This window comes from Kitasatospora sp. NPDC101176, from assembly GCF_044768035.1.
Classification (GTDB): Bacteria; Actinomycetota; Actinomycetes; order Streptomycetales; family Streptomycetaceae; genus Kitasatospora.
Genome location: NZ_JBIWPA010000015.1, coordinates 130,791 through 157,275, shown reverse-complemented (window position 1 = coordinate 157,275; position 26,485 = coordinate 130,791). Strand labels below are relative to the sequence as shown.

The 26,485-nt window shown below is 77.6% G+C and carries 2 protein-coding genes; both read left to right on the top strand.

Annotated elements, in window-relative coordinates:
• Positions 1-2: 2 nt before the first annotated feature.
• Positions 3-14,810 carry a type I polyketide synthase gene (locus ACIRS1_RS21625; protein WP_402842220.1) on the top strand — a complete coding sequence of 4,936 codons (14,808 nt, stop codon included), beginning with the start codon at positions 3-5 and terminating at the stop codon, positions 14,808-14,810.
• Between the two features lie 54 nt (positions 14,811-14,864).
• Entirely contained in the window at positions 14,865-26,435 is an 11,571-nt protein-coding gene (locus tag ACIRS1_RS21620) for an SDR family NAD(P)-dependent oxidoreductase (RefSeq protein WP_402842217.1), read from the top strand.
• Positions 26,436-26,485: the final 50 nt, after the last annotated feature.

Sequence of the window (26,485 nt, the reverse complement as noted above, 5' to 3'; positions counted from 1 at the left end):
CGATGCAGGACAACGAGAAGCTCCTCGAGTACCTCAGGCGCGCCACGGCCGAACTCGGCACGGCCCGGCAGGAGTTGCGGGCCGCCGAGGACGCCCGGCACGAGCCGGTGGCGATCGTCGCGATGGGCTGCCGCTACCCGGGCGGGGCCGACACCCCGGAGCTGCTCTGGGAGCTGGTCGAGCGCGGCGGCGACGCGATCGGCGACTGGCCGGACGACCGCGGCTGGGACGTCGGCCGGCTCTACCACCCGGACCCGGAGCGCACCGGTACCTCGTACACCCGCAGCGGCGGGTTCCTGTACGCGGCGGGCGAGTTCGACGCGGGCTTCTTCGGGATCAGTCCGCGCGAGGCGCTCGCCATGGACCCGCAGCAGCGGCTGCTGCTGGAGACCTGCTGGGAGACGGTGGAACGGGCCGGGATCGACCCGACGACGCTGCGCGGAAGCCGGACCGGGGTGTTCGCCGGGGCGATCGGCAACGGCTACGGCTCCGGTCCGCGGCAGCCCGCCGAGGTGGAGGGACTGCTGGACACCGGCACGGCCGGCAGCGTGGTCTCCGGCCGGGTCTCGTACACCCTCGGGCTGGAGGGCCCGGCCGTCACCGTGGACACGGCCTGCTCCTCCTCGCTGGTGGCGCTGCACCTGGCGGTGCGCTCGCTGCGGTCCGGGGAGTGCGCGCTGGCGCTGGCCGGCGGGGTGTCGGTGATGGCGACCCCGGACGCCTTCGTCGCGTTCAGCCGGCAGCGGGCGCTGTCCGCGGACGGCCGCTGCAAGGCCTTCGCCGCGGCCGCCGACGGCACCGGCTGGGCCGAGGGCGTCGGCGTGCTCCTGCTGGAGCGGCTGTCGGACGCCCGGGCCAACGGGCACCGGGTGCTGGCCGTGATCCGCGGCACCGCGGTGAACCAGGACGGCGCCAGCAACGGGCTGACCGCCCCCAACGGGCCCTCCCAGCAGCGGGTGATCGCCGAGGCGCTGGCCGACGCCCGGCTCTCCCCCGCCGAGGTGGACGCCGTCGACGCGCACGGCACCGGCACCCGGCTCGGCGACCCGATCGAGGCGCAGGCCCTGCTGGCCGCCTACGGCCGCGGCCGGCCCGCGGGCCGGCCGCTGTGGCTGGGCTCGCTGAAGTCCAACCTCGGGCACACCTCGGCGGCCGCCGGGGTCGGCGGGATCATCAAGATGGTGCAGGCGATGCGGCACGGCGTGCTGCCGCGCACCCTGCACGTGGACGAGCCGTCCCCGTTCGTGGACTGGTCGGCGGGCGCGGTCGAACTGCTCACCGAGGCCCGGCCGTGGGAGACCGACGGCCGACCGCGCCGGGCCGGGGTCTCCGGCTTCGGCGTGAGCGGCACCAACGCGCACGTGATCGTCGAACAGGCCGAGGCGGACCAGCAGGCCGGGGAGGACCCGCAGGCCGAGGCGGGCCGGCAGACCGGGGAGCACCGGCAGGAGCGCCCGGACGGCGCCGGGGACGGCCCGGACGGCCCGCTGCCGTGGGTGCTGTCGGCCCGCGACCCGCAGGCGCTGCGCGCCCAGGCCGCCGCCCTGGCCGGCTTCCTCACCGCGGAACCCGCCGGCGGCCCCGCCGTCGCCCCGGCCGCCGTCGGCCGGGCGCTGGCCACCGCCCGGTCCGCCTTCGAGCACCGCGCCGCCCTGGTCGCCGCCGACCGCGCGGGCTTCGCCGCCGGCCTGGACGCGCTGTCCCGCGGCGAGACGGCGCCCGGCCTGGTGCTCGGCACCGCGGGCCCGGCCGGCAGGACCACCTTCGTCTTCCCCGGGCAGGGCTCCCAGTGGGCCGGGATGGCCGTCGAACTCCTGGACTCCGACGAGGTGTTCGCCGCCTCCATGGCCGACTGCGAACAGGCCCTCGCCCCGCACGTCGACTGGTCCCTCACCGGAGTGCTGCGCTCCGGCGAGCCCCTGGAGCGCGTGGACGTCGTCCAGCCCGCCCTGTTCGCCGTCATGGTCTCGCTCGCCGCCCTCTGGCAGCACCACGGCGTCACCCCCGACGCCGTCCTCGGCCACTCCCAGGGAGAGATCGCCGCCGCCGTCGTCGCCGGCGCCCTCACCCCGGAGGACGGCGCCCGGGTCGTCGCCCTGCGCAGCAAGGCCCTGCGCCGCATCGAAGGACAGGGCGGCATGGTCTCGGTGCCGCTGCCCGCCGAGCGGCTGGCCGGTCTGCTGGAGCGCTGCGCGGGCCGGCTGTCCGTCGCGGCGCTCAACGGGCCGTCCGCGACCGTGCTGTCCGGCGACCCGGAGGCCGTCGAGCTGGTGCTCGCCGAGCAGCCGGACGCCCGGCGGATCCCGGTCGACTACGCCTCGCACTCCGCGCAGGTCGAGCAGGTCCGCGAGGAGCTGGCCGAGCAGCTGGCCGGGCTGCGCCCGGTGGCCGCCCGGGTGCCGTTCTTCTCCACCGTGGACGGCTGCCGGCTGACCGGCGAGGAGCTGGACGCCGAGTACTGGTACCGCAACCTGCGCCAGACCGTCCGCTTCGAGCCGGCCGTCCGGGCCCTGTTGGAGCAGGGTCACCGCTACTTCGTGGAGGCCAGCCCGCACCCGGTGCTGACCTTCGGGGTGCAGCAGACCGCGGAGGCCGGGGACTTCGAGGCGGCCGCGCTGTGCACGCTGCGCCGGGAGGAGGGCGGCCGGGAGCGGTTCCTGCTGGCGCTCGGCGAGGCGCACTGCGCCGGCCGCTCGCCCGACTGGCGGCAGGTGTTCGGCGCGCGGCCCGGGCCGGCCGTCGACCTGCCGACCTACGCGTTCCAGCGCCGCCGGTACTGGCTGGAGGCGGGCCGGGCGGCCGAGGAGCCGGCCGACCCTGCCGCCGAGCGGTTCTGGGCGGCCGTGCGCGACGGCGACCTGCCGGAGCTCACCGCCACCCTCGGCGTCGCCGCCGAGGACCCGCTGAGCGCGGTGCTGCCCGCGCTGGCCGACTGGGACCGGCGCCGGGGCGAGCGCGGCACCGTCGACGCCTGGCGCTACCGGGTCGAGTGGCGCCGGCTCCCCGATCCCGAGCGGGCCGGGCCGGAGCGGGCCGCGCCGTCCGGGCGCTGGCTGCTGCTGGTCCCGGAGGGGCTGGCCGGGCATCCGCTGGCGGCGGCCTGCGCGGGCGCGCTGGCCGGCACCGAGCTGACGGTCCTCGAACTGGCCGCGGCCGACGCCGACCGGACGGTCCTGGCCGCCCGGCTGGGCGGGGCACCGGGCGGGGCGCCGGACGGCGTGCTGTCCCTGCTGGCGCTGGACGAGCGGCCGCACCCCGACCACCCGGTGGTGCCGGTCGGGGTGGCGCTCAACCTGGCGCTGGCGCAGGCCCTCGGCGACCTCGGTTCCCGGGCGCCCCTGTGGTGGGCGAGCAGCGGCGCCGTCGCCGTCGGCCCGCAGGACCGGCCGCCGGCGCCCGCCCAGCAGCTGAGCTGGGGCCTGGGCCGGGTCGCCGCGCTGGAGTACCCGCGCGGCTGGGGCGGTCTGCTGGACGTGCCGGAGGCCCTCGACGAACGCGGTGCCGACCGGCTGGCCGCGGCCCTGGCCGGGCGCGGCGGCGAGGACCAGATCGCCCTGCGCGAGGGCGCCGGGTACGGCCGCCGGCTGGTCCGCTCGCCCGCCCCCCGGGCGGGCGCCGGGCGGCCCTGGCGGCCGCGAGGCACGGTGCTGATCACCGGCGGCACCGGCGGGGTCGGCAGCCGGATCGCCCGCTGGCTGGCCGAGGCGGGCGCGGAGCACCTGGTGCTGGCGGGCCGCTCCGGGCCGCGGGCGCCGGGGGCGGCCGCGCTGGCCGAGGAGCTGACCGCGCTGGGCTGCCGGGTCACCCTGGCCGCCTGCGACGTCGCCGACCGGGCCGCGCTGGGCGCCCTGGTGGAGGGGCTGGCCGCGGACGGCGACGCGGTCCGCTCGGTGCTGCACGCGGCCGGCGCCGGCCTGCTGGTGCCGCTGCCGGACACCGACCTGGCCGAGTTCGCCGACACGCTGTACGCGAAGGTCGGCGGCGCCGCCAACCTGGACGAGCTGTTCCGGGACACCGCGTTGGACGCCTTCGTGCTGTTCTCCTCGATCTCCTCGGTGTGGGGCAGCGCCGACCACGGCGCGTACGCCGCCTCCAACGCCTACCTGGACGCACTGGCCGAGCGGCGCCGGGCCCGCGGCCTGGCCGCGACCTCGGTGGTCTGGGGCATCTGGGACCCGGAGGGCGGCGCGGGCATGGCCGCGCACCTGGTCGAGGCGCAGCTGCGGGCCCAGGGCATCGTCTTCATGCCGCCGTCGCTCGCGGTGACGGCCCTGCAGCAGGTGCTCGACCTGGACGAGCCGGTGCCGGTGGTCGCCGACGTGGACTGGGCGCGGTTCGCGCCGGTGTTCACCTCGGCCCGGCCGAGCCCGCTGATCTCGGAACTGCCGGAGGTCCGGGCCGCGCTGGCCGGCGAACCCGCCGACGAGCGGCCCGACGGCGCCGCGGCCGAACTGCGCGAGCGGCTCCGCCCGCTGCCCGCCGCCGAGCGGGAGCGGGCGCTGACCGAGCTGGTCCGGGGCCGGGCGGCGGCCGTGCTGGGGCACGACTCCCCGGCCGCGGTGGAGCCCGGCCGGGCCTTCCGCGACCTGGGCTTCGACTCCCTGACGGCCGTCGAGATGCGCAACCGGCTGAACGAGGCGACCGGGCTGCGGCTGCCGGTCACCGTCGTCTTCGACCACTCCTCGGCCACCGCGCTCGGCCGCCACCTTGCCGCCGAGCTGTTCGGCGCCGTGGCCGGCCCGTCGGCCGCGGTGGTGGCCGCGCCGGTCGCGCCGGAGGAGGACCCGGTGGTCATCGTCTCCATGGGGTGCCGCTACCCCGGCGGGATCGACTCCCCCGAGGAACTCTGGCAGGCGCTCACCGACGGCCTGGACGCCGTCTCCGAACTGCCCGCCGACCGGGGCTGGGACCTCGCCGGGCTCTACGACGCCGACCCCGACCGGCCCGGCACCAGCTACGCCGCCGCCGGCGGGTTCGTCCACCGGGCCGGCTGGTTCGACCCGGCGTTCTTCGGGATCAGCCCGCGCGAGGCGCTCGCCATGGACCCGCAGCAGCGGCTGCTGCTGGAGACGGCCTGGGAGGCGCTGGAACGCGCCGGGATCGACCCGGCCGCCCTGCACGGGCAACCGGTCGGGGTGTTCGCCGGCGCCGCCTACCAGGGGTACGGCGGCTCGATGGACCGGGTCCCGGACGAACTGGAGGGCCTGTTCATCGCGGGCGTCTCCACCAGCGTGCTGACCGGCCGGATCGCCTACACGCTGGGGCTGCGCGGCCCTGCCGTGACCGTCGACACCGCCTGCTCCTCCTCGCTGGTCGCCGTCCACCTGGCGGCCCGGGCGCTGCGGGCCGGCGAGTGCTCGCTCGCCCTCGCCGGGGGCGCCACCGTGGTCGGCACCCCGCTGTCGCTGACCGGCTTCAGCCGCCAGCGCGGCCTGGCCGCCGACGGCCGCTGCAAGTCCTTCTCCGCCGCGGCCGACGGCTTCGGCCTGGCGGAGGGCGTGGGCCTGCTGGTGCTGGAGCGGCTCTCCGACGCCCGCCGCCACGGGCACCCGGTGCTCGCCGTCCTGCGCGGCTCCGCCGTCAACCAGGACGGCGCCAGCAACGGGCTGACCGCGCCCAGCGGCCTCGCCCAGCGGGAGGTGATCCGGCAGGCGCTCGCCGACGCCGGGCTGACCACCGCCGAGGTGGACGCCGTGGAGGCGCACGGCACCGGCACCCGCCTCGGCGACCCGATCGAGGCGGACGCCCTGCTCGCCACCTACGGCCAGGACCGCCCCGCCGACCGGCCGCTGCTGCTCGGCTCCCTCAAGTCGAACATCGGCCACACCCAGGCCGCCGCCGGCGTCGCCGGGATCATGAAGATGGTGCTGGCCATGCAGCACGGCGTGCTGCCCCGCACCCTGCACCTGGACGAGCCCACCCCGGACGTCGACTGGACGGCCGGCGCCGTCGAACTGCTCACCGAAGCACGGCCGTGGGAGGCCACCGGGCACCCGCGCCGGGCCGGCGTCTCCTCCTTCGGGCTGAGCGGCACCAACGCCCACGTCATCGTCGAGCAGCCGCCCGTCGGGGAGGCCGCCGCCCCGGAGGCACCCGACGGGATCGACCCGGCGCCGCGTGCCGTGCCGTGGCTGCTGTCGGCCCGCAGCGCCGACGCCCTGCGGGCCCGGGCCGAGCAGCTGCGCACCCTCGCCGACCAGGGCCACGACCCGCGCGACGTCGGCCGGGCGCTGGCCCGCACGCGGACGGCGTTCGAGCACCGGGCCGCCGTGGTCGGCACCGGGCCGGACGACTTCCGGCGCGGCCTGGACGAGCTGATCGCCGGGCGCACCGCGGCCACCGTGGCCCGGGGCCTCGCCGGCCGTCCGGGGCGCACGGTGTTCGTCTTCCCCGGCCAGGGCTCCCAGTGGCCCGGGATGGCGCTCGGCCTGCTGGACACCGAACCCGTCTTCGCCGAGCGGATCGCCGCCTGCGAGCGGGCCCTCGCCCCGCACGTGGACTGGTCGCTGACCGAACTGCTGCGCTCCGGCGACCCGTTGGAGCGGGTCGACCTGGTGCAGCCGGTGCTGTTCGCGGTGATGGTGTCGCTGGCCGAACTCTGGCGCTCGTACGGGATCGAACCGGCCGCCGTGGTCGGCCACAGCCAGGGCGAGATCGCGGCGGCCTGCGTCGCCGGGGCGCTGACCCTGGAGGACGCTGCCAAGGTGGTCGCGCTGCGCAGCAGGGCGCTGCGCGCGCTGACCGGCCGCGGTGCCATGCTGTTCGTGCCGCTCGCAGTGGAGGCCGTCACCGGCCGGCTGGCCGCCTGGGGCGATCGGATCGGCGTCGCCGCCGTCAACGGCCCGACCTCGGTGGCGCTGTCCGGCGACCCGCAGGCCCTCGCCGAGCTGGCCGAGGAGCTGTCCGCGGACGGCGTGCTGAACTGGCCCATCCCCGGCGTGGACTTCGCCGGGCACTCCGCGCAGGTCGAGGAGATCGAGGCCGAGCTGCGCACCCTGCTCGCCGACGTCCGGCCGCGCAGCACCGGGACGGCCTTCTACTCCACCGTCACCGGCGGCGCCCTGGACACCACCCGGCTGGACGCCGGGTACTGGTACCGCAACCTGCGCCGCCCGGTGGAGTTCGGGCGGGCCGCCCGGGCCCTGCTGGCCGACGGCTACGACGTGTTCGTGGAGACCAGCACCCACCCGGCGCTCACCGTCTGGCTGCAGGAGGCCGTCGAGGCGGCCGGGGGCGACGGCGCGGTGGTCGGCACGCTGCGCCGCGACGAGGGCGGCCGCGAGCGCTTCCTGACCGCGCTGTCCGAACTGCACGTGCTGGGCGTGCCGGTGGACTGGGCCACCGTGTTCCCCGACGGCGGCCGCCCGGTCGGCCTGCCGACGTACCCGTTCCAGCGACAGCACTACTGGCTGGTCCCGGCGGAGCCGCAGAGCGGCGGGGCGGAGGCGGCGGCGCCCGCGGACGAACGGTTCTGGGACGCCGTCGGGCGCGGGGACTCCGCCGCGCTGGCCGACGCGCTGCGGATCGACGACGAGGACACCCGCGGCTCGCTGGCCGCCGTGCTCCCGCCGCTGGCCGCCTGGCTGCGGCACAGCCGGGGCCTGGCCACCGTCGACGGCTGGCGCTACCGCGTCGCGTGGCGGCCCCTGCCGACCGCCGGGACGGGCCGCCCCCGGGGCCACTGGCTGGTGGCCGTCCCGGCGGGCGCCGCCGGCGACGCGGTCACGGCCGACTGCCTGCGGGCGCTCACCGAGCACGGCGCCGGGGCCACCGTCCAGGAGGTCCCGGACACCGGCCGGGCCGAACTGGCCGCCCGGCTCGCGGAGCTGCGCCCGGACGGCGTGCTCTCCCTGCTCGCCCTGGACGAGCGCCCGCAGGCCGCCGGGTCGGCGCTGCCGGCCGGGCTGGCCGCCACGGTGACCCTGCTCCAGGCGCTCGGTGACTGCGGATCGGCGGCACCGCTGTGGTGCGCGACCCGGGGTGCGGTCGCGGTGGGCCGCTCCGACCGGCTCGCCGCTCCGCTGCAGGCGCTGGCCTGGGGCCTGGGCGGGGTGGCCGCGGTGGAGTACCCGCAGCGCTGGGGCGGGCTGGTCGACCTGCCGGAGCTGCTGGACGCCCGGGCCCGCGCCCGGCTGGCCGGCCTGCTGGCCGACACCGACGGCGAGGACCAGGTGGCGCTGCGCCCGTCCGGTCTGTACGGCCGCCGGCTGGAGCGCGCGGCGGCCGGGGGCGGCGGGGCGGCCTGGGTACCGGACCCGGACGGCACGGTGCTGATCACCGGCGGGACGGGGGCGCTCGGGGCGCACGTCGCCCGCTGGCTGGCCCGCTCCGGAGCCCGGCACCTGCTGCTGACCGGCCGCCAGGGGCCGGCGGCGCCCGGCGCCGCCGAGCTGGTCGCCGAACTGGCGGAGCTGGGGGCGAGCGCCACGGTGGCGGCCTGCGACGTCGCGGACCGCCCGGCACTGGCGCAGCTGCTGGCCGCCGTCCCGGCCGACCGGCCGCTGCGGGCCGTGGTGCACGCCGCCGGCGTCCTGGACGACGGCGTGCTGGACTCGCTGACCCCGGAGCGGGCCGCGGGGGTGCTGCGGCCCAAGGTGGACGCGGCACTGCACCTGGACGAGCTGACCCGGGATCTGGACCTGCAGGCCTTCGTGCTGTTCTCCTCGCTGGCCGGGACCCTCGGCGGCACCGGGCAGGGCGGCTACGCGGCGGCCAACGCCTTCCTGGACGCCCTGGCGCAGCAGCGCCGGGCCGCGGGCCGCGCCGCCACCTCGGTGGCCTGGGGCCTGTGGGGCGGGGAGTCGCTGTCCGGCGGCGCGGTCGGCGAGCGGCTGGTGCGCGACGGCCTGCCCGCGATGGCGCCGCAGGCGGCGCTCGCCGCACTGCAGCAGGCCCTGGACCACGACGACACCCGGGTGGTCGTCGCCGACTTCGCCTGGGAGCGGTTCGTCCGGGCGTACACCGCCCTGCGGCCGAGCGCCCTGCTGCGCGACCTGCCCGAGGCGGCCCGGGTGACGCCGCAGGACGCGGGCGGGGACTCCTTCGCGGCCCGGCTGGCCGGGTTGGACCGGGCCGCGCGGCTGGCCGCGGTGGCGGAGCTGGTGCGCACCGAGGTGGCCGCGGTGCTCGGCCACCCGGACCCGTCGGCGATCGAACCGGAGCGGGTGTTCAAGGACATCGGCTTCGACTCGCTGACCGCCGTCGAACTGCGCAACCGGCTCTCCGCGGCGACCGGACTGCGGCTGTCCGTCACCCTGGTGTTCGACTACCCGACGACGGCGGCGCTGGCCGGGCACCTGCTGCCGCAGCTGCCGGGCGCGGACGAGGCGCCCGCGGCACCCGCCGCGGCGGCGCCGCCCGCCGCCGGACCGGCCGCCGCCGAGGACGACCCGATCGCGATCGTCGCGATGGGCTGCCGCTTCCCCGGCGGGGTGCGCACCCCGGAGGACCTGTGGCGGCTGGCGGTGGAGGGCACCGACGCGATCGGCGGCTTCCCCACCGACCGCGGCTGGGACCTGGAGGGCCTGTACGACCCGGATCCGGAGCAGGTCGGCACCACCTACGCCCGCGAGGGCGGCTTCCTCTACGACGTGGGCGACTTCGACCCGTCGTTCTTCGGGATCTCGCCGCGCGAGGCGGTCTCCGTCGACCCGCAGCAGCGGCTGCTGCTGGAGGTCGCCTGGGAGGCGTTCGAGCGCGCCGGGATCGACCCGCACACCCTCAAGGGCGACCGCGGTGGCGTGTTCGTCGGCTCCAGCTACCGTGACTACGGCTCGCGGGTGACCCGGCCGTCCGAGGAGTTCGAGGGCTACCTCGGCATCGGCAGCGCCGGCAGCGTGGCCTCCGGGCGGATCGCCTACACCTTCGGCCTGGAGGGCCCGGCGGTGACCGTGGACACCGCCTGCTCCTCGGCGCTGGTCGCGGTGCACCTGGCCACCCGGGCGCTGCGGGCCGGCGAGTGCACGCTGGCGCTGGCCGGCGGGGTGACGGTCATGGCCGGGCCGGGCGCGTTCGTGGAGTTCAGCCGGCAGCGCGGCCTGGCCGCCGACGGCCGGTGCAAGCCGTTCGCGGCCGCCGCCGACGGCACCGCCTGGGCGGAGGGCGCCGGTCTGCTGCTGCTGGAGCGGCTCTCCGACGCCCGCCGCCACGGGCACCCGGTGCTGGCGCTGATCCGCGGCTCGGCCGTCAACCAGGACGGCGCCAGCAACGGGCTGACCGCGCCCAACGGCCCCTCCCAGCAGCGGGTCATCCGCCAGGCGCTGGAGAGCGCGGGCCTGACGCCCGCCGAGGTGGACGCCGTGGAGGCGCACGGCACCGGCACCCGCCTCGGCGACCCGATCGAGGCGCAGGCCCTGCTCGCCACCTACGGGCAGGACCGCCCCGCCGACCGGCCGCTGCTGCTCGGCTCCCTCAAGTCGAACATCGGCCACACCCAGGCCGCCGCCGGCGTCGCCGGGATCATGAAGATGGTGCTGGCCATGCAGCACGGCGTGCTGCCCCGCACCCTGCACGTCGACCGGCCGTCCCCGGAGATCGACTGGACGGCCGGCGCGGTCGAACTGCTCACCGAGAACACCCCCTGGCCGAGCACCGGGCACCCGCGGCGCGCCGCGGTCTCCTCCTTCGGGGTCAGCGGCACCAACGCGCACACCGTGCTGGAGCACGTCCCGGCCCCCGCCCCGGCCGCCGAGCCGGGCACCGACGCGGCCGGCGACCCGGGCGCGGCGGGCCGGGGCGTCGAGCCCGGCCCGTGGCTGCTGTCGGCCCGCACCCCCGAGGCGCTGCGCGCCCAGGGCGCCCGGCTGCTGGAGCACCTGGCCGCGCACCCGGATGCCGACCCGGGCCCGGCCCTGGCCGGCTCCCGCGCCTCCTTCGAGCACCGGGCCGCCCTGGTCGGCGAGGACCGCACCGGCGCCCTGCGGGCCCTGGCGGACGGCGCCGGCCACCCCGGCCTGCTGCTCGGCCCGGCGGGCCGGGGCGGACGCACCGCCTTCCTGTTCTCCGGGCAGGGCAGCCAGCACGCCGGGATGGGCGCCCAGCTGTACGCCGCGCACCCCGTGTTCGCGGACGCCTTCGACCGGGTCTGCGCCGAACTCGACCCGCTGCTGGAGCGGCCGCTGCAGGAGGCGATCGCCGACGCCGCGCTGCTCGACCGCACCGAGTACACCCAGCCCGCCCTGTTCGCGCTCGGCACCGCGCTGTTCCACCTCGCCGAGCACTGGGGGGTGCGCCCCGACTACCTGCTCGGCCACTCGATCGGCGAGCTGACCGCCGCCCACGTCGCCGGGGTGCTCACCCTGCCGGACGCGGCGGCGCTGGTCGCCGCGCGGGGCCGGCTGATGCAGGCGATGCCCGCCGGCGGTGCGATGGCCGCCCTGGCCGTCACCCCCGAGGAGCTGGCCCCGCTGCTCGCCGGGCGCTCCGACGAGGTCGCCCTCGCCGCGGTCAACGGCCCCGCCGCCACCGTCGTCTCCGGCGACGCCGACGCGGTGCTGGAGATCGCCGCCCACTGGTCGGCGCTCGGCCGGCGCACCCGACGGCTGCGGGTCGGCCACGCCTTCCACTCCCCGCACCTGGACGGGATGCTGGAGGACTTCCGCCGGGTCACCGAGCAGGTGGAGTTCCACCCGCCGCGGATCCCGGTGGTCTCCAACGTGACCGGCGCCGTCGCCACCGCCGAGCAACTCGCCTCCCCCCGGCACTGGGTGGACCAGCTGCGCGGCACCGTCCGCTTCCACGAGGGCATCGCCCACCTGGAGCGGGCCGGCGTCACCGGCTACGTCGAACTCGGCCCCGACGGCACCCTCGCCGGCCTCGGCCGGGACTGCCTGGGCGACGACTCCGACGACGCCCTGCTGGTGCCCCTGCTGCGCCGGGACCGCCCCGAACCCGCCGCGCTCACCGCGGCCCTCGCCGCCCTGCACGTCCACGGCCGACCGGTGGACTGGAGCCGCCGCTTCGGCGCCGCCGTGCCCGCCGAGGCCGCCGCCCTGCCGACCTACGCCTTCCAGCGCCGCCGCTACTGGCTGGAGGCCACCCCGGCCGAGGCCGACCTGCCGTCGGCCGGACTGCTCGCCGTCGACCACCCGCTGCTCGGCGCGGCCGTCGAACTCGCCGACGCCGAGGGGTACCTGTTCACCAGTCGGCTCTCCCTGCGGGCCCAGCCCTGGCTGGCCGACCACCGGGTGTTCGACGGGGTGCTGTTCCCGGCGACGGGCTTCCTGGAGCTGGCCGTCCGGGCCGCCGACCAGGTCGGCTGCGGGCAGGTCGAGGAACTGACCCTGGAGGCGCCGCTGGTGCTGCCGCCGTCCGGCGACACCGTCCTGCAGCTGGTGGTGGGCGCGCCGGATCCCTCCGGGGCCCGGCCTGTCGCCTTCCACGCCCGGCCGGAGGACGGCGGCCAGCCCTGGACCAGGCACGCCACCGGCCTGCTGGCCCCGGTCGCGCCCGGCGCCCGGCCCGCCGCGGACGACCCGGAGCCCTGGCCGCCGGCCGGCGCCGAACCGCTGCCGGTGGACGGCCTGTACGAGCGCTTCGCCGCCGGCGGGTTCGGCTACGGCCCGGCGTTCCAGGGCCTGACCGCCGCCTGGCGGCTCGGTGACGAGGTGTTCGCCGAGGCCCGGCTGCCCGAGGGCCCGCGGGCCGACGCCGCCCGCTACGGACTGCACCCGGCCCTGCTGGACAGCGCCCTGCACGCACTGGTCTTCGACGTGCTGCCCGGCACCGGGCCGGAGGGGGACAGCCAGGGCTGGCTGCCGTTCTCCTGGAACGGCGTCGAGCTGCACGCCCAGGGCGCGGGCGGCGTCCGGCTCCGGCTGACCCCGACCGGGCGGGACTCCGTCGCGGTGCTGGTTTCCGACCCCGCCGGGCGCCCCGTCGCCTCGGCCCGCTCGCTGGTGCTGCGCCCGGTCTCCGCCGACCAGGTGCGCTCCGCCCGGACCGGGCACCACGAGGAACTCTTCCGCACCGAGTGGACGGCGCTGCCGCAGCCGGCGGCGGGCGCCGCGGGCGCGAGCTGGACGGAGCTGCCCCCGGGCGCCCGGCCCGCCGACGTGCCGGCCGAGGGCACGCCGGTGCCCGCCCTGGTGCTGGCCGGCTGCGCCCAGGAGCGGCCCGGGGACTGCGCGGAGTCCGTCCGGGAGGCGACCGGGCAGGCCCTGGCGCTGGTCCGCGACTGGCTGGCCGAGGAGCGGCTGGCCGGCTCGACCCTGGCGCTGCTGACCTCCGGCGCGGTGCCCGTCCACCCCGGCGACGACGTGCCGGACCTCGCCCAGGCCGCCGTCTGGGGCCTGCTGCGCTCCGCGCAGACCGAGAACCCGGGCCGGTTCGTGCTGGTGGACGTGGACGACCTGGCCTCCTCCCGGGCCGCGCTGGGCGCGGCGCTCGCCTCCGGCGAGCCGCAGGTCGCCCTGCGCGACGGCCGCACCTACGTGCCCCGCCTGGCCCGGGTGCCGCGGGCGGCCGAGACGGACGCCCCGCACTGGGACCCGGAGGGCACCGTCCTGATCACCGGCGGCACCGGCGCGATCGGCGCGCTGGTGGCCCGGCACCTGGTCGCCGAGCACGGCGTCCGCCACCTGGTGCTGACCAGCCGCAGCGGGCCCGCCGCCGAGGGCGCGGCCGAACTGCGCGCCGAGCTCGCCGCGTTCGGCGCCGAGGTCGAGCTGGCGGCCTGCGACGCGGCCGACCGCACCGCCCTGGCCGAGCTGCTGGACGGCCTGCCGGCGGCGCACCCGCTGACGGCCGTGGTGCACGCGGCCGGCGTGCTGGCGGACGGGCTGGTCGCGTCGATGACGCCGGACCAGCTGGCCACCGCGCTGCGGCCGAAGGTGGACGCCGCGGTGAACCTGCACGAGCTCACCGAGGGCGGCAAGCTCTCCGCGTTCATCCTGTTCTCCTCCCTCGCCGGGGTCTTCGGCGGCATGGGGCAGGGCAACTACGCGGCGGGCAACGCCTTCCTGGACGCCCTCGCGCACCGGCGCCGGGCCCGCGGCCTGGTCGGCAGCTCGCTGGCCTGGGGCCTGTGGGCGAACGGCGGCGGCATGTCCGGCGGCCTGGACGAGGCCGACCTGCGGCGGATCGCCCGCGGCGGCATCGTGGCCTTCGCCCCGGCCGAGGGTCTGGCCCTGTTCGACGCCGCGCACGCGCTGGACGAGGCGACGGTGCTGCCGGTGCGGCTGGACACCCGGGCGATCGCCGCCCAGGCCGGCACCGGCGGCGTCCCCGCCCTGCTGCGCGACCTGGTCGCGCCGCCCGCCCGGCGCGCCGCCGGTGCGGGGCAGGCCGGGCCGGAGGAGCCCGAGGCGCTGAAGCGCCGGCTGGCCGCCCTGGCCGGGCCGCAGCGCGCCCGCGTCCTGCTGGACCTCGTCCGCTCGCACGCCGGTCTGGTCCTCGGCTTCGCCGCCCAGGACACCGTGCCGGCCGACCGCGGCCTGCTGGAGCTCGGGTTCGACTCGCTGACCGCCGTCGAACTGCGCAACCGGCTGCGGGCCGCCACCGGCCTGCGGCTGCCCGCCACCCTGCTGTTCGACCACCCGACCGCCGCGGCGATCGCCGCACACCTCGCCGAGCACCTCGACCCCGGGCCGGCCGTGCCCGCGCCCGCCGGGCTCACCGAGCTCGACCGGCTCGAACAGGCCCTCGCCGAGGGCGAGCCGCACCCCGAGCTGGCCGCCCGGCTGCAGTCCCTGGTGGCCCGGTTGCGCCCCGGCGCCCCCGCGGGAGGCCCGGACGAGGAGCTGACGGACCGGATGGGCGCCACCGACGACGACCTCTTCGACTTCATCGACAACGAACTCGGCATGCCGTGACGCATGCACCGCTCCCCCGGCCCCTGCCGACGACGACGAAGGTGACCTGCACCGGTGAATGACGACAAGCTGCGCGACTACCTCAAGCGGGTGGCGGCCGACCTGCACCACACCCGCCGACGGCTGGCCGAGGTCGAGGCGGGCGGCCACGAGCCGATCGCAATCGTCTCGATGAGCTGCCGCTACCCCGGCGGGGTCGCCTCCCCCGAGGAGCTGTGGGAGCTGGTCGCCGCCGGCACCGACGCCGTGGCGCCCTTCCCCGCCGACCGCGGCTGGGACCTCGCCGCGCTGGTCGACGAGAGCCGGGAGCGGCCCGGGACCAGCTACGCGGGCGAGGGCGGCTTCCTGGACAGCGTCGGCGCCTTCGATCCGGGCTTCTTCGGGATCTCCCCGCGCGAGGCGCTGGCCATGGACCCGCAGCAGCGGCTGCTGCTGGAGACCGGCTGGGAGGCGTTCGAGCGGGCCGGGATCGACCCGGCCACCCTGCGCGGCAGCCGCACCGGCGTCTTCGCCGGCGTGATGTACCAGGACTACGCCGTACGGCTCCGGCAGGTCCCGGACGACGTGGCCGGCTACCTCGGCAGCGGCAGCTCCGACAGCGTCGCCTCCGGCCGGGTCGCCTACACCTTCGGGCTGGAGGGGCCCGCGCTCAGCGTCGACACCGCCTGCTCCTCCTCGCTGGTGGCGATCCACCTGGCCTGCCAGGCATTGCGCCAGCAGGAGTGCACGCTGGCGCTGGCCGGCGGCGCGATGGTGATGTCCACGCCGGTGCCGTTCGTGGAGATGAGCCGTCAGGGCGGGCTGGCCGCCGACGGCCGCTGCAAGTCCTTCTCGGCCGAGGCCGACGGGACGGGCTGGGGCGAGGGCGTCGGCCTGCTGCTGCTGGAGCGGCTCTCCGACGCCCGCCGCCACGGGCACCCCGTCCTGGCGCTGGTCCGCGGCACCGCCGTCAACCAGGACGGCGCCAGCAGCCGGCTGACCGCCCCCAACGGGCCCGCCCAGCAGCGGGTCATCCGGCAGGCGCTGGCCGCCGCCCGGCTGACCACCGCCGACGTCGACGTGGTCGAGGCGCACGGCACCGGCACCCCGCTCGGCGACCCGATCGAGGCGCAGGCCCTGCTCGCCACCTACGGGCAGGACCGGCCCGAGGACCGGCCGCTGCTGCTCGGCTCGCTCAAGTCCAACCTCGGCCACACCCAGGCCGCCGCCGGCGTCGGCGGGGTGATCAAGATGGTGCAGGCCATGCGGCACGGCGTCGTCCCGCCCACCCTGCACGCCGAACGGCCGACCCCCCAGGTGGACTGGACGGACGGGGCCGTCCGGCTGGTGACCTCGCCCACCCCGTGGCCGGAGACCGGCCGCCCCCGCCGGGCCGCGGTGTCCTCCTTCGGGGTCAGCGGCACCAACGGGCACGTGGTGCTCGAACAGGCCGCACCCGCCGGGGACGGCCCCACCGAGGCCGCTCCCGCCGGGGACGGCGAGCTCACCGGGGCCACCGGGCCGGCCGGCCCGCCGGCCACCCTGCCGTGGGTGCTGTCCGGCCACACCGCCGACGCCCTGCGCGCCCAGGCCGCGCGGCTGCACGCCCACCTGACCGACCGTCCGGACGCGACCCCGGCCGAGGTCGGGCACGCGCTGGCCACCGGCCGGGCCGCGCTGGAGCACCGCGCCGTCCTGGTCGGCGCCGGCCGGGACGCCCTCCTCGACGCCCTCGCCGCGCTCGCCGACGGCCGCGAGGCACCCGGCGTGCTGCGCGGCCGGGCCGGCTCCGGCGGCGCCGTCGCCCTGCTCTTCCCCGGCCAGGGCTCCCAGTGGCCCGGCATGGCCCTCGAACTGCTGGACACCGCACCGGTGTTCGCCGAGCGGATGCGCGAGTGCGCCGCGGCGCTCGCCCCCTGGCTGGACCGCTCCCCGCTGGAGGTGCTGCGCTCCGGCGCGGACACCGAGCGGGTCGACGAGGTGCAGCCGCTGCTGTTCACCGTCATGGTGTCACTGGCCGCGCTCTGGGCCTCCTACGGCGTGGTGCCGGCCGCCGTCGCCGGGCACAGCCAGGGGGAGATCGCCGCCGCGGTCGTCGCCGGCGCCCTCACCCTGGAGGACGGCGCCCGCGTCGTCGCCCTGCGCAGCCGGGCCCTGCGCGCGCTCGCCGGGCACGGCGGAATGCTGTCCGTCTCGCTGCCCGCCGACCTGGTCCGGGCCCGGATCGCCCCGTACGGGGAGCGGCTGGCGCTCGCCGCCGTGAACGGCCCCTCCTCGGTGGTGGTCTCCGGCGAGCCCGCGGCCCTCGCGGACCTGCTGGAACGGGTCACCGCCGACGGCGGCCGGGCCCGGATGGTGCAGGTCGACTACGCCTCGCACGGCCCACAGGTCGCCGCGATCGAGGCGGAACTGCTCCACGAGCTCGCCGGGATCGCCCCGCGCCCCTGCGCGCTGCCGTTCTACTCCGCCGTCACCGGCGGCCTGCTGGGCGGCGAGGAGCTGAACGCCGGGTACTGGTACCGCAACCTGCGACACACGGTGGAGTTCGAACAGGCCACCCGGGCCCTGCTCGCCGACGGCCACCAGGTGTTCGTCGAGGCCAGCCCGCACCCGGTGCTCGTCCCCGCCGTCCAGGAAACCGCCGACACCGCCGGCGCGGACGCCCTGGCCGTCGGCACCCTGCGCCGCGGCGAGGGCGGCCCGGCCCGGCTGCTCGCCTCGCTCGGCGAACTGCACCTGCGCGGCGCCGCGATCGACTGGGACGCCGTCTTCGGCGGCCGCCCGGCCCGCACCGACCTGCCCACCTACGCCTTCCAGCGCGAGGACTACTGGCTGGACGACACCTCGGCCGCCCCCGGCGACCTCACCGCCGCCGGGCTGGAGGCCGCCGACCACCCGCTGCTCGCCGCCATGGTCACCCTCGCCGACCAGGACGGGGTCGTGTTCACCGGCCGGCTCTCGGCCCACACCCACCCCTGGCTGGCCGACCACGCCGTGCGCGGGCGGATCCTGCTGCCGGGAACGGCCTTCCTGGAACTGGCCGTCCGGGCCGGCGACCAGGTCGGCCTCCCCGGCGTCCGGGAGTTCACCCTCGGGGCGCCGCTGGTGCTGCCCGAGCAGGGCGGGGTGCTGCTGCGCCTGGCCGTCGGCGCCCCGGACGGGCACGGCGACCGGCCGGTCAGCCTGCACTCCCGCACCGACGACGAGCCGGACGGCACCTGGGTGCGGCACGCCGGAGGACTGCTCACCGCCGCCACCGCGCCCGAACCGGCCGCCACGGACGGCACCTGGCCGCCGCCCGGCGCCGTCCCCTTCGACCTGGACGGCCTGTACGGGCGCTTCGCCGAGGCCGGCTTCGCCTACGGGCCCGCCTTCCAGGGCCTGACCGCGGCCTGGCAGGCCGACGGGGAGATCTGCGCCGAGGCCGTGCTGCCGCCGGACCAGCACGCGCAGGCGGCCCGGTTCGGGCTGCACCCGGCGCTGCTGGATGCCGCGCTCCACGCCACCGGGCTCGGCCCGGACGCCACCGCCCGGATGCCGTTCAGCTGGTCCGGGGTCACCCTGCACGCCTCCGGGGCCACCGCCGTGCGGCTGCGGATCACCCCGACCGGGCCCGACACGCTCGCCCTCGCACTCGCCGACCCGGCCGGAGCCCCGGTGGCCACCGTGGCGTCCCTGGCGCTGCGCCCGGCTCCCGACACCGCCGCGCCGCCGGCCTTCGACCCCACGCTCCACCGGGTGGAGTGGAGCCCCGTCCCACCGGCCCGCGAGGCCGCCGGACACCTCCTCGTCGCCGATCCGGCCGAGCTCGGCGAGGAGGTGCCCCCGGTGGTCCTGGTCCCGGCGGCCGGCGCGCCGACCGCCCGGGAGGCCGTGCACCGGGCGCTCGCCCTCGTGCAGCGCTGGCTCGCCGACGACCGGTACACCGGCTCCCGGCTGGTGTTCGTGACGGACGGCGCGGTCGCCGCCGGCCCCGCGGAGGACGTGCCGGACCTCGCCCACAGCGGCGTCTGGGGCCTGGTCCGCTCGGCCCTGGCCGAACACCCCGGCCGGTTCGGGCTGCTGGACCTGCCCGCGGACCAGGCCGACCTGCTCCCCGCCGCGGCCGCCGCCCTCGCCGACGAGGACCAGCTGGCCGTCCGCGGCGGCACCCTGCTCGCCCCCCGGCTGGTACGCGCCACGGCCGCCGAGGGGCACCCGACCGCCTTCGACCCGGACGGCACCGTCCTGGTCACCGGCGGCACCGGCACCCTCGGCGCGCTGGTGGCCCGGCACCTCGTCACCCGCCACGGCGTCCGGCACCTGCTGCTGACCGGCCGGCGCGGACCGGAGGCGCCCGGCGCCGCCGACCTCGCCCACGAACTCGCCGCGCTCGGCGCCACGGTGACCGTCACGGCCTGCGACCTCACCGACCGGGCCGCGGTGGCCGCACTGCTCGCCGGCGTCCCCGCGGAGCGCCCGCTCACCGCCGTCGTGCACGCCGCCGGTGCGCTCGACGACGGCGTCGTCACCGCGCTCACCCCCGAACGGGTGAACACCGTGCTCGCCCCCAAGGCCGAAGCCGCCCAGCACCTGCACGAACTGACCCGGGAGCTGCCGCTCGCCGCGTTCGTGCTGTTCTCCTCGGCGGCCGGCGTCTTCGGCGGCCCCGGCCAGGCCAACTACGCGGCCGCCAACGCCCAGCTGGACGCCCTCGCCCAGCACCGGCGCGCCCACGGCCTCGCCGGGCAGTCGCTGGCGTGGACGCTGTGGGAGCAGCGCAGCGCCCTCACCAGCGGGGTGGACGCCGCCGACGAACGGCGGCTGGCCCGCTCCGGCCTGCCCGCCCTGACCACCGCGCAGGGCCTGGCCCTGCTGGACGCCGCGCTCACCAGCGACCTGCCGGCGCTCGTCCCGATCCGGATCGACAGCGCCGCGCTGCGCGCCCGGGCCGCGACCGGTCCCGTCCCGGCCCTGCTGCGCGGACTGGCCGGCGGACCGGCCCGCCGGGTCGCCGCGCGGGCCACCGCCGCCGACGGCTCGCTCGCCGGCCTGCTGGCCGCCCTCCCGGCCGCCGAGCAGTCGGCCCGGCTGCTCGCCCTGATCCGCACCCACGTCGCCGCGGTCCTCGGCCACGCCTCCCCGGAGGCCGTCGAGACCGGGCGGGCGTTCCGCGACCTCGGTTTCGACTCCCTCGCCGCGGTGGACCTGCGCAACCGGCTGAGCACCGCGACCGGGCTGCGGCTGCCCGCCACTCTCGTCTTCGACCACCCCTCCCCGGCCGTGCTCGCCGCCTTCCTGCGCACCGAGCTGACCGGCGACCGCGCCGCAGCAGCCGCAGCAGCCCGACCGGTGGCCCGGGCCACCGGAGAGGACCCGGTGGCCGTCGTCGCGATGGGCTGCCGCTACCCCGGCGGCGTCCGCTCCCCGCAGGACCTGTGGCGCCTGGTCGCCGACGGCGCCGACGGCATCTCCCCGTTCCCCACGGACCGCGGCTGGGACCTGGACGAGCTCTACCACCCCGACCCCGACCACCGCGGCACCTCCTACGCCCGGGAAGGCGGATTCCTCGACGCCGCGGGCGACTTCGACGCCGAGTTCTTCGGCATCTCGCCGCGCGAGGCGATCGCCATGGACCCGCAGCAGCGGCTGCTGCTGGAGATCGCCTGGGAGGCCTTCGAGCGGGCCGGGATCGACCCGACCGGACTGCACGGCACGGCAGCCGGTGTGTTCGTCGGGCTGATGCAGCAGGACTACGCCGCCCGGCTGCTGCCGCACATCCCCGAGGAGGTCGAGGGCTTCCTCGGCACCGGCAACTCCGGCAGCATCGTCTCCGGCCGGCTGGCCTACGTGTTCGGGCTGGAGGGCCCGGCCGTCACCGTCGACACCGCCTGCTCCTCCTCCCTCGTCGCCCTCCACCTGGCCGCCCGGGCACTGCGGCACGGCGAGTGCGACCTCGCCCTCGCCGGCGGCGTCACCGTGATGTCCAGCCCCGAACTGTTCGTGGAGTTCAGCCGCCAGGGCGGACTGGCACCCGACGGCCGCTGCAAGCCGTACGCCGAGGCGGCCGACGGGACGGGCTTCGGCGAGGGCGCGGGCATCCTGCTCCTGGAGCGGCTCTCCGACGCCCGGCGCAACGGGCACCCGGTCCTCGCGGTGCTGCGCGGCACCGCGATCAACCAGGACGGCGCCAGCAACGGGCTCACCGCCCCCAACGGCCCCTCCCAGCAACGCGTCATCCGGGCCGCGCTGGCCGACGCCGGACTCACCGCCGCCGAGGTCGACGCCGTCGAGGGCCACGGCACCGGCACCCGGCTCGGCGACCCGATCGAGGCGCAGGCCGTCCTCGCCGCCTACGGGCAGAACCGGCCGGAGGGCCGGCCGCTGTGGCTCGGCTCGCTCAAGTCCAACCTCGGCCACACCTCGGCGGCGGCCGGGGTCGGCGGGGTGATCAAGATGGTGCAGGCCATGCGCAACGGCGTCCTGCCGAAGACCCTGCACGTGGACGCGCCGTCCCCGCACATCGACTGGTCGGCGGGGGCGGTCGAACTGCTCACCGAGGCCCGGAGCTGGGACACCGACGGACGGCCGCGACGGGCGGGCGTCTCCTCCTTCGGCGTCAGCGGCACCAACGCCCACGTCGTCCTGGAGGAAGCCCCCGCGGAACGGGACTCCGGCTCGGGCGAAACCGGCGACGGCGTGCTGCCGTGGGTGCTGTCGGCACGCTCACCGGAGGCCCTGCGCGACGCCGCCCGTCAACTCGCCGCGGTGGAAGCCGATCCGGCGGACGCGGCCGCCACCCTGGCGAACCGCAGGGCCTTCGAGCACCGTGCGGTGGTCGTCGGCGACCACGACACCCGCGCCGCCGCCCTGCACGCCCTCGCCACCGGCGAACCCCACCCCGCCCTCACCCAGGCCACCAGCCAAGGTCCCAGCGGCCGGACGGTGTTCGTCTTCCCCGGCCAGGGCTCCCAATGGGCCGGCATGGCCGCCGAACTCCTCGACACCGAACCCGTCTTCGCCCAACGCATCACCGACTGCGAGACCGCACTCGCCCCACACGTCGACTGGTCCCTCACCGAACTCCTCCGCAGCCACGCACCATTGGACCGCGTCGACGTCATCCAACCCGCCCTCTTCGCAGTAATGCTCTCGCTCGCCGCGCTCTGGCAGCACCACGGCATCCACCCCGACGCCGTCATCGGCCACTCCCAAGGCGAAATCGCCGCAGCCGTCGTCGCCGGCGCCCTCACCCTCGAAGACGGCGCCCGCATCGCCGCCCTGCGCAGCCAAGCCCTGCGCAGCCTCGAAGGCCAGGGCGGCATGACCAGCATCAACCTCCCCCAGACCCACACCGAACACCTCATCGCCCCCTGGACACCCGACCTCACCATCGCCGCCCTCAACTCCCCCCACACCACCGTGGTCTCCGGCACCGTGCAAGCACTCGCCGCCCTCCACACCCACTGCACCGCCCACGACATCCGCCACCGCCCCATCGACGTCGACTACGCCTCCCACTCCCCCCAAGTCGACCGACTCCAAAAGCAGTTGAACCAGATCCTCACCGTCGACGCCACCACCCCCCGCATCCCCATGCTCTCCACCGTCACCGGCACCTGGCTCACCACCCCACCCGACACCGCCTACTGGTACACCAACCTCCGCCAACCCGTCCTCCTCGCACCAGCCCTGGAGAAACTCCACCAAGCCGGCCACACCACCTACATCGAAACCACCCCCCACCCCGTCCTCACCATCACCATCGAGGAAACCCTCGACACCGCCACCGCCATCCCCACCCTCCGCCGCCACGAAGGCCACCGCACCCGGTACCTCACCTCCCTCGCCCACGCCTGGACCCACGGACTCCCCGTCCACTGGCACCTCACCGGACACCACACCGACCTCCCCACCTACCCCTTCCAGGAGCAGCGGTTCTGGCTGGACGCACCGACCAGCAACCGGGACGTCGTCTCGTCCGGCCTGCGCAGTACGGGGCACCCGCTGGTGGGCGCGGCCGTCGAGATCGCCGACACCGGCGAGACCCTCCTCACCGGCCGCCTCTCCCTCCACACCCACCCCTGGCTCGCCGACCACACTGTCAACGGCACCACCCTCCTGCCCGGCACCGCCTTCCTCGAACTCGCCCTCCGCACCGCCGACGAAACCGACACCCCCCACCTCCACGAACTCACCCTCCAAACCCCCCTCCTCCTCCCCCCCACCACCCCCGTCCACCTCCAGATCCGCACAGGAGCCCCCGACCCCACCGGACACCGCACGCTCACGGTGTCCTCCCGCGCGGAGGACGGCCAGGAGTGGACCCTGCACGCCACCGGCGTGCTCGCCCCCGAGGCGCCGCAGCAGCCCGGCCCCGACCTGATCGGCTGGCCGCCCACCGGGGCGGTCCCCGTCGAGCTGGACGACCTGTACGAGCGCTTCGCCGAGGCCGGTTTCGGCTACGGTCCGGCGTTCCGGGGGCTGACGGCGGCCTGGCGGCTCGGTGAGGACGAGGTCTTCGCGGAGCTCGTCCTTCCTGCTGCCCAGCAGGCCGACGCGGCGGGCTGCACGGTGCACCCGGCGCTGCTGGACGCGGCCCTGCAGGCGTGCGCGCTGCTCGCGGACCGGGACGGGGTGGCCCGGCTGCCGTTCAGCTGGAACGGGGTGACCGCGCACGCGTCGGGCGCCACCTCCCTGCGGGTGCGGATCGGCTCCGACGGCCCGGAGGCCGTGTCGCTCTCGGCCTACGACCTGGCGGGCCGGCCGGTGCTGTCCGTGGACTCGCTGACCCTGCGTCCGGTGCGGGCGGACGCGCTCGCCGGCGACCGGGCCGGTGCGGACAGCCTGTTCCGGCTGGACTGGCGCCCGGCGGAGGCCTCGCCGGGCACCGCCTGGGCCGCCCTGGACGCGCTGCGCCCGCAGGACCCGGCGCCCTCCCTCGTGCTCGCCGACTGCCCTGCCGGCGAGGAGCGGACGGACGGCGGCGACGAGCGGTCCGGGGACGGCGACGAGGCCGTCCGCCTGCACCGGACGGTCGCCCGGGCGCTCGCCCTGGTCCGGGACTGGCTGGCCGAGGAGCGCTTCGCCGCCTCCCGGCTGGTGCTCCGGACCCGGGGCGCCGTCCGCACCGGGCGCGAGCCCGGCCCGGTCGACCTCGCGCAGGCGGCGGTCTGGGGGCTGCTGCGCAGTGTGCAGAGCGAGCACCCGGACCGGATCGTACTGGTCGACACCGACGACGAGGCGCTGCCCGCCGCGCTCCCGGTCGAGGCCGAGCCGCAGCTCGCGCTGCGCGGCGGGGAGCTGCTGGTGCCGCGTCTGGCGGCGGCCGCCCGCCCGGGCCTGCCGACCCCTCCCGCGGACGGGGGCTGGCGGCTGGAGACCTCCGGCACCGGCACCCTGGAGGACCTGACGCCGGCGCCGGGCACCGCCGCGTCGGCGCCGCTCGGCGCGGGCGAGGTGCGGATCGCGGTTCGGGCGGCCGGGGTGAACTTCCGGGACGTGGCCGTCACCCTCGGGCTGACGCCGGACCAGCAGGGTCTCGGCAGCGAGGGCGCGGGCGTGGTCCTGGAGGTCGGCGCCGCCGTCGCGGACCTGCGCCCGGGCGACCGGGTGATGGGGATCTTCGGCTCGGCGTTCGGACCGGTGGCCGTGGCGGACCACCGGACGGTGGTGCGGATCCCGGACAGCTGGTCGTTCGCGCGGGCCGCGTCGGTGCCGGTGGTGTTCCTGACCGCCTACTACGGGCTGTTCGACCTGGGCGGGCTGCGGCGCGGCGAGTCCGTGCTGGTGCACGCCGCCGCGGGCGGGGTCGGGATGGCCGCCGTCCAGCTGGCCCGGCACGCGGGGGCCGAGGTGTTCGGCACGGCCAGCCCGCACAAGTGGGACGCGCTGCGCGCCGCCGGGCTGGACGGGGACCGGCTGGCCTCCTCGCGCACCCTGGAGTTCGCGGACCGCTTCCTGGCGGCCACCGTCGGGCGGGGCGTGGACCTGGTGCTGAACTGCCTGGCCGGCGAGTTCGTGGACGTCTCGCTGCGGCTGCTGACGGGCGCGGGCCGCTTCCTGGAGCTCGGCAAGACGGACATCCGGGACTCCGCGCGGGTCGCCGCCGAGCACCCGGGGGTTGCGTACCGGGCGTTCGACCTGATGGAGGCCGGTCCGGAGCGGATCGGCGAGATGCTGACCGAGATCCTCGCCCTGTTCGAGCGCGGGGTGCTCACCGAGCTGCCGCTGACCTGCTGGGACGTGCGGGAGGCCACCGAGGCGTTCCGGTTCCTGGCCGGTGCCCGGCACGTCGGCAAGAACGTCCTGCTGCTGCCCGCGCCGCTGGACCGGGACGGGACCGTGCTGGTCACCGGTGGCACCGGCACCCTGGGCGCGCTGGTGGCCCGGCACCTGGCCACCGGGCACGGCGTGCGGCACCTGGTGCTGGCGAGCCGTCGGGGGCCGGCGGCCGAGGGCGCGGACGCACTGGTGGCCGAGCTCGCCGGGCTGGGCGTGCGGGCCACCGCGGTGGCCTGTGACGTGGGCGACCGGGCGCAGCTGGCGGAGCTGCTGGCCGGGGTGGAGAAGGAGCATCCGCTGACGGCCGTGGTGCACGCGGCCGGCGTGCTGGCGGACGGGCTCGCGGAGTCGATGACGGAGGAGCGGCTGGCCCGGGTGCTGCGGCCGAAGGCGGACGCGGCGATCGCGCTGGACGAGCTGACGGCGGGTCTGGACCTGGCGGCCTTCGTGCTGTTCTCCTCCGGGGCCGGGCTGCTGGGCACGCCGGGGCAGGCCAACTACGCGGCCGCCAACGCCGCGCTGGACGCCCTGGCCGCCCGGCGGCGGGCGGCCGGCCTGCCGGGGGTGTCGATCGGCTGGGGGCTGTGGGCGGAGCGCAGCGCGCTCACCGCGGGCCTGCTGCCCGACACCGCCGGCGGCCCGGCAGCCGGCCCGGCGACGCGAGGCGGGGCGGGTGCGCTGTCCACGGCGCAGGGCCTGGCCCTGTTCGACGCCGCCCTCGCGGCCCCGGACCCGTACCTGCTGGCCGCCCGGCTGGAGCGGGGCGGGGCGGACGGTCGCGTCCCGGCGGTGCTGCGCGGGCTGGTGCGCCGGCCGCGGCTGCGCAATGCGGCGGGCGGCCCGGCCGGTCTGCCTGCCGGGGGCGCCGAGTCCCTGGTGTCGCGGCTGGCGGCGCTGCCGGAGCCGGAGGCCCACCGGCTGCTGCTGGAGCTGGTGCGCGGGCACGCCGCGGCGGTCCTGGGGCACGCCACGCCGGAGCGGGTGCGGCCCGCCCGGCCGTTCAAGGACCTCGGGTTCGACTCGCTGACCGGGGTGGAGCTGCGCAACCGGCTGGTGGCCGCGACGGGCGTGCGCCTGCCCGCCGCGATGGTGTTCGACTACCCGACGCCGGAGGCGCTGGCCCGTCACCTGGGCGCCGCCGCCGGGCCGGACCGCTCGGGCCGCGGTGGGGACGCCGCGGCCTCCGTCCTGGCCGGTCTGGAGCGGCTGGAGGCGCTGGTGGCGGAGCTGCCGGCGGACGAGCCGGTCCGGCTGGAGGTGGACCGGCGGCTGCGCGAGGTGCTCTCCCGCAACGGCGAGCAGAGCGAGGCGGCGACCAGGATCGTCGCCGCGACCGACGACGAGATCTTCGAACTGATCGACCGAGAGCTGGGCGGCCCGTGAGTCCCCCCGGCGCGGGCGGGTGATCCCACCTCCGACCCGCCCCCGATCCG

What these genes read in the sequence shown, in the direction of transcription:
- ACIRS1_RS21625 (WP_402842220.1), top strand. Translation starts at nt 3, where the DNA reads ATGCAGGACAACGAGAAGCTCCTCGAGTACCTCAGGCGCGCCACGGCC.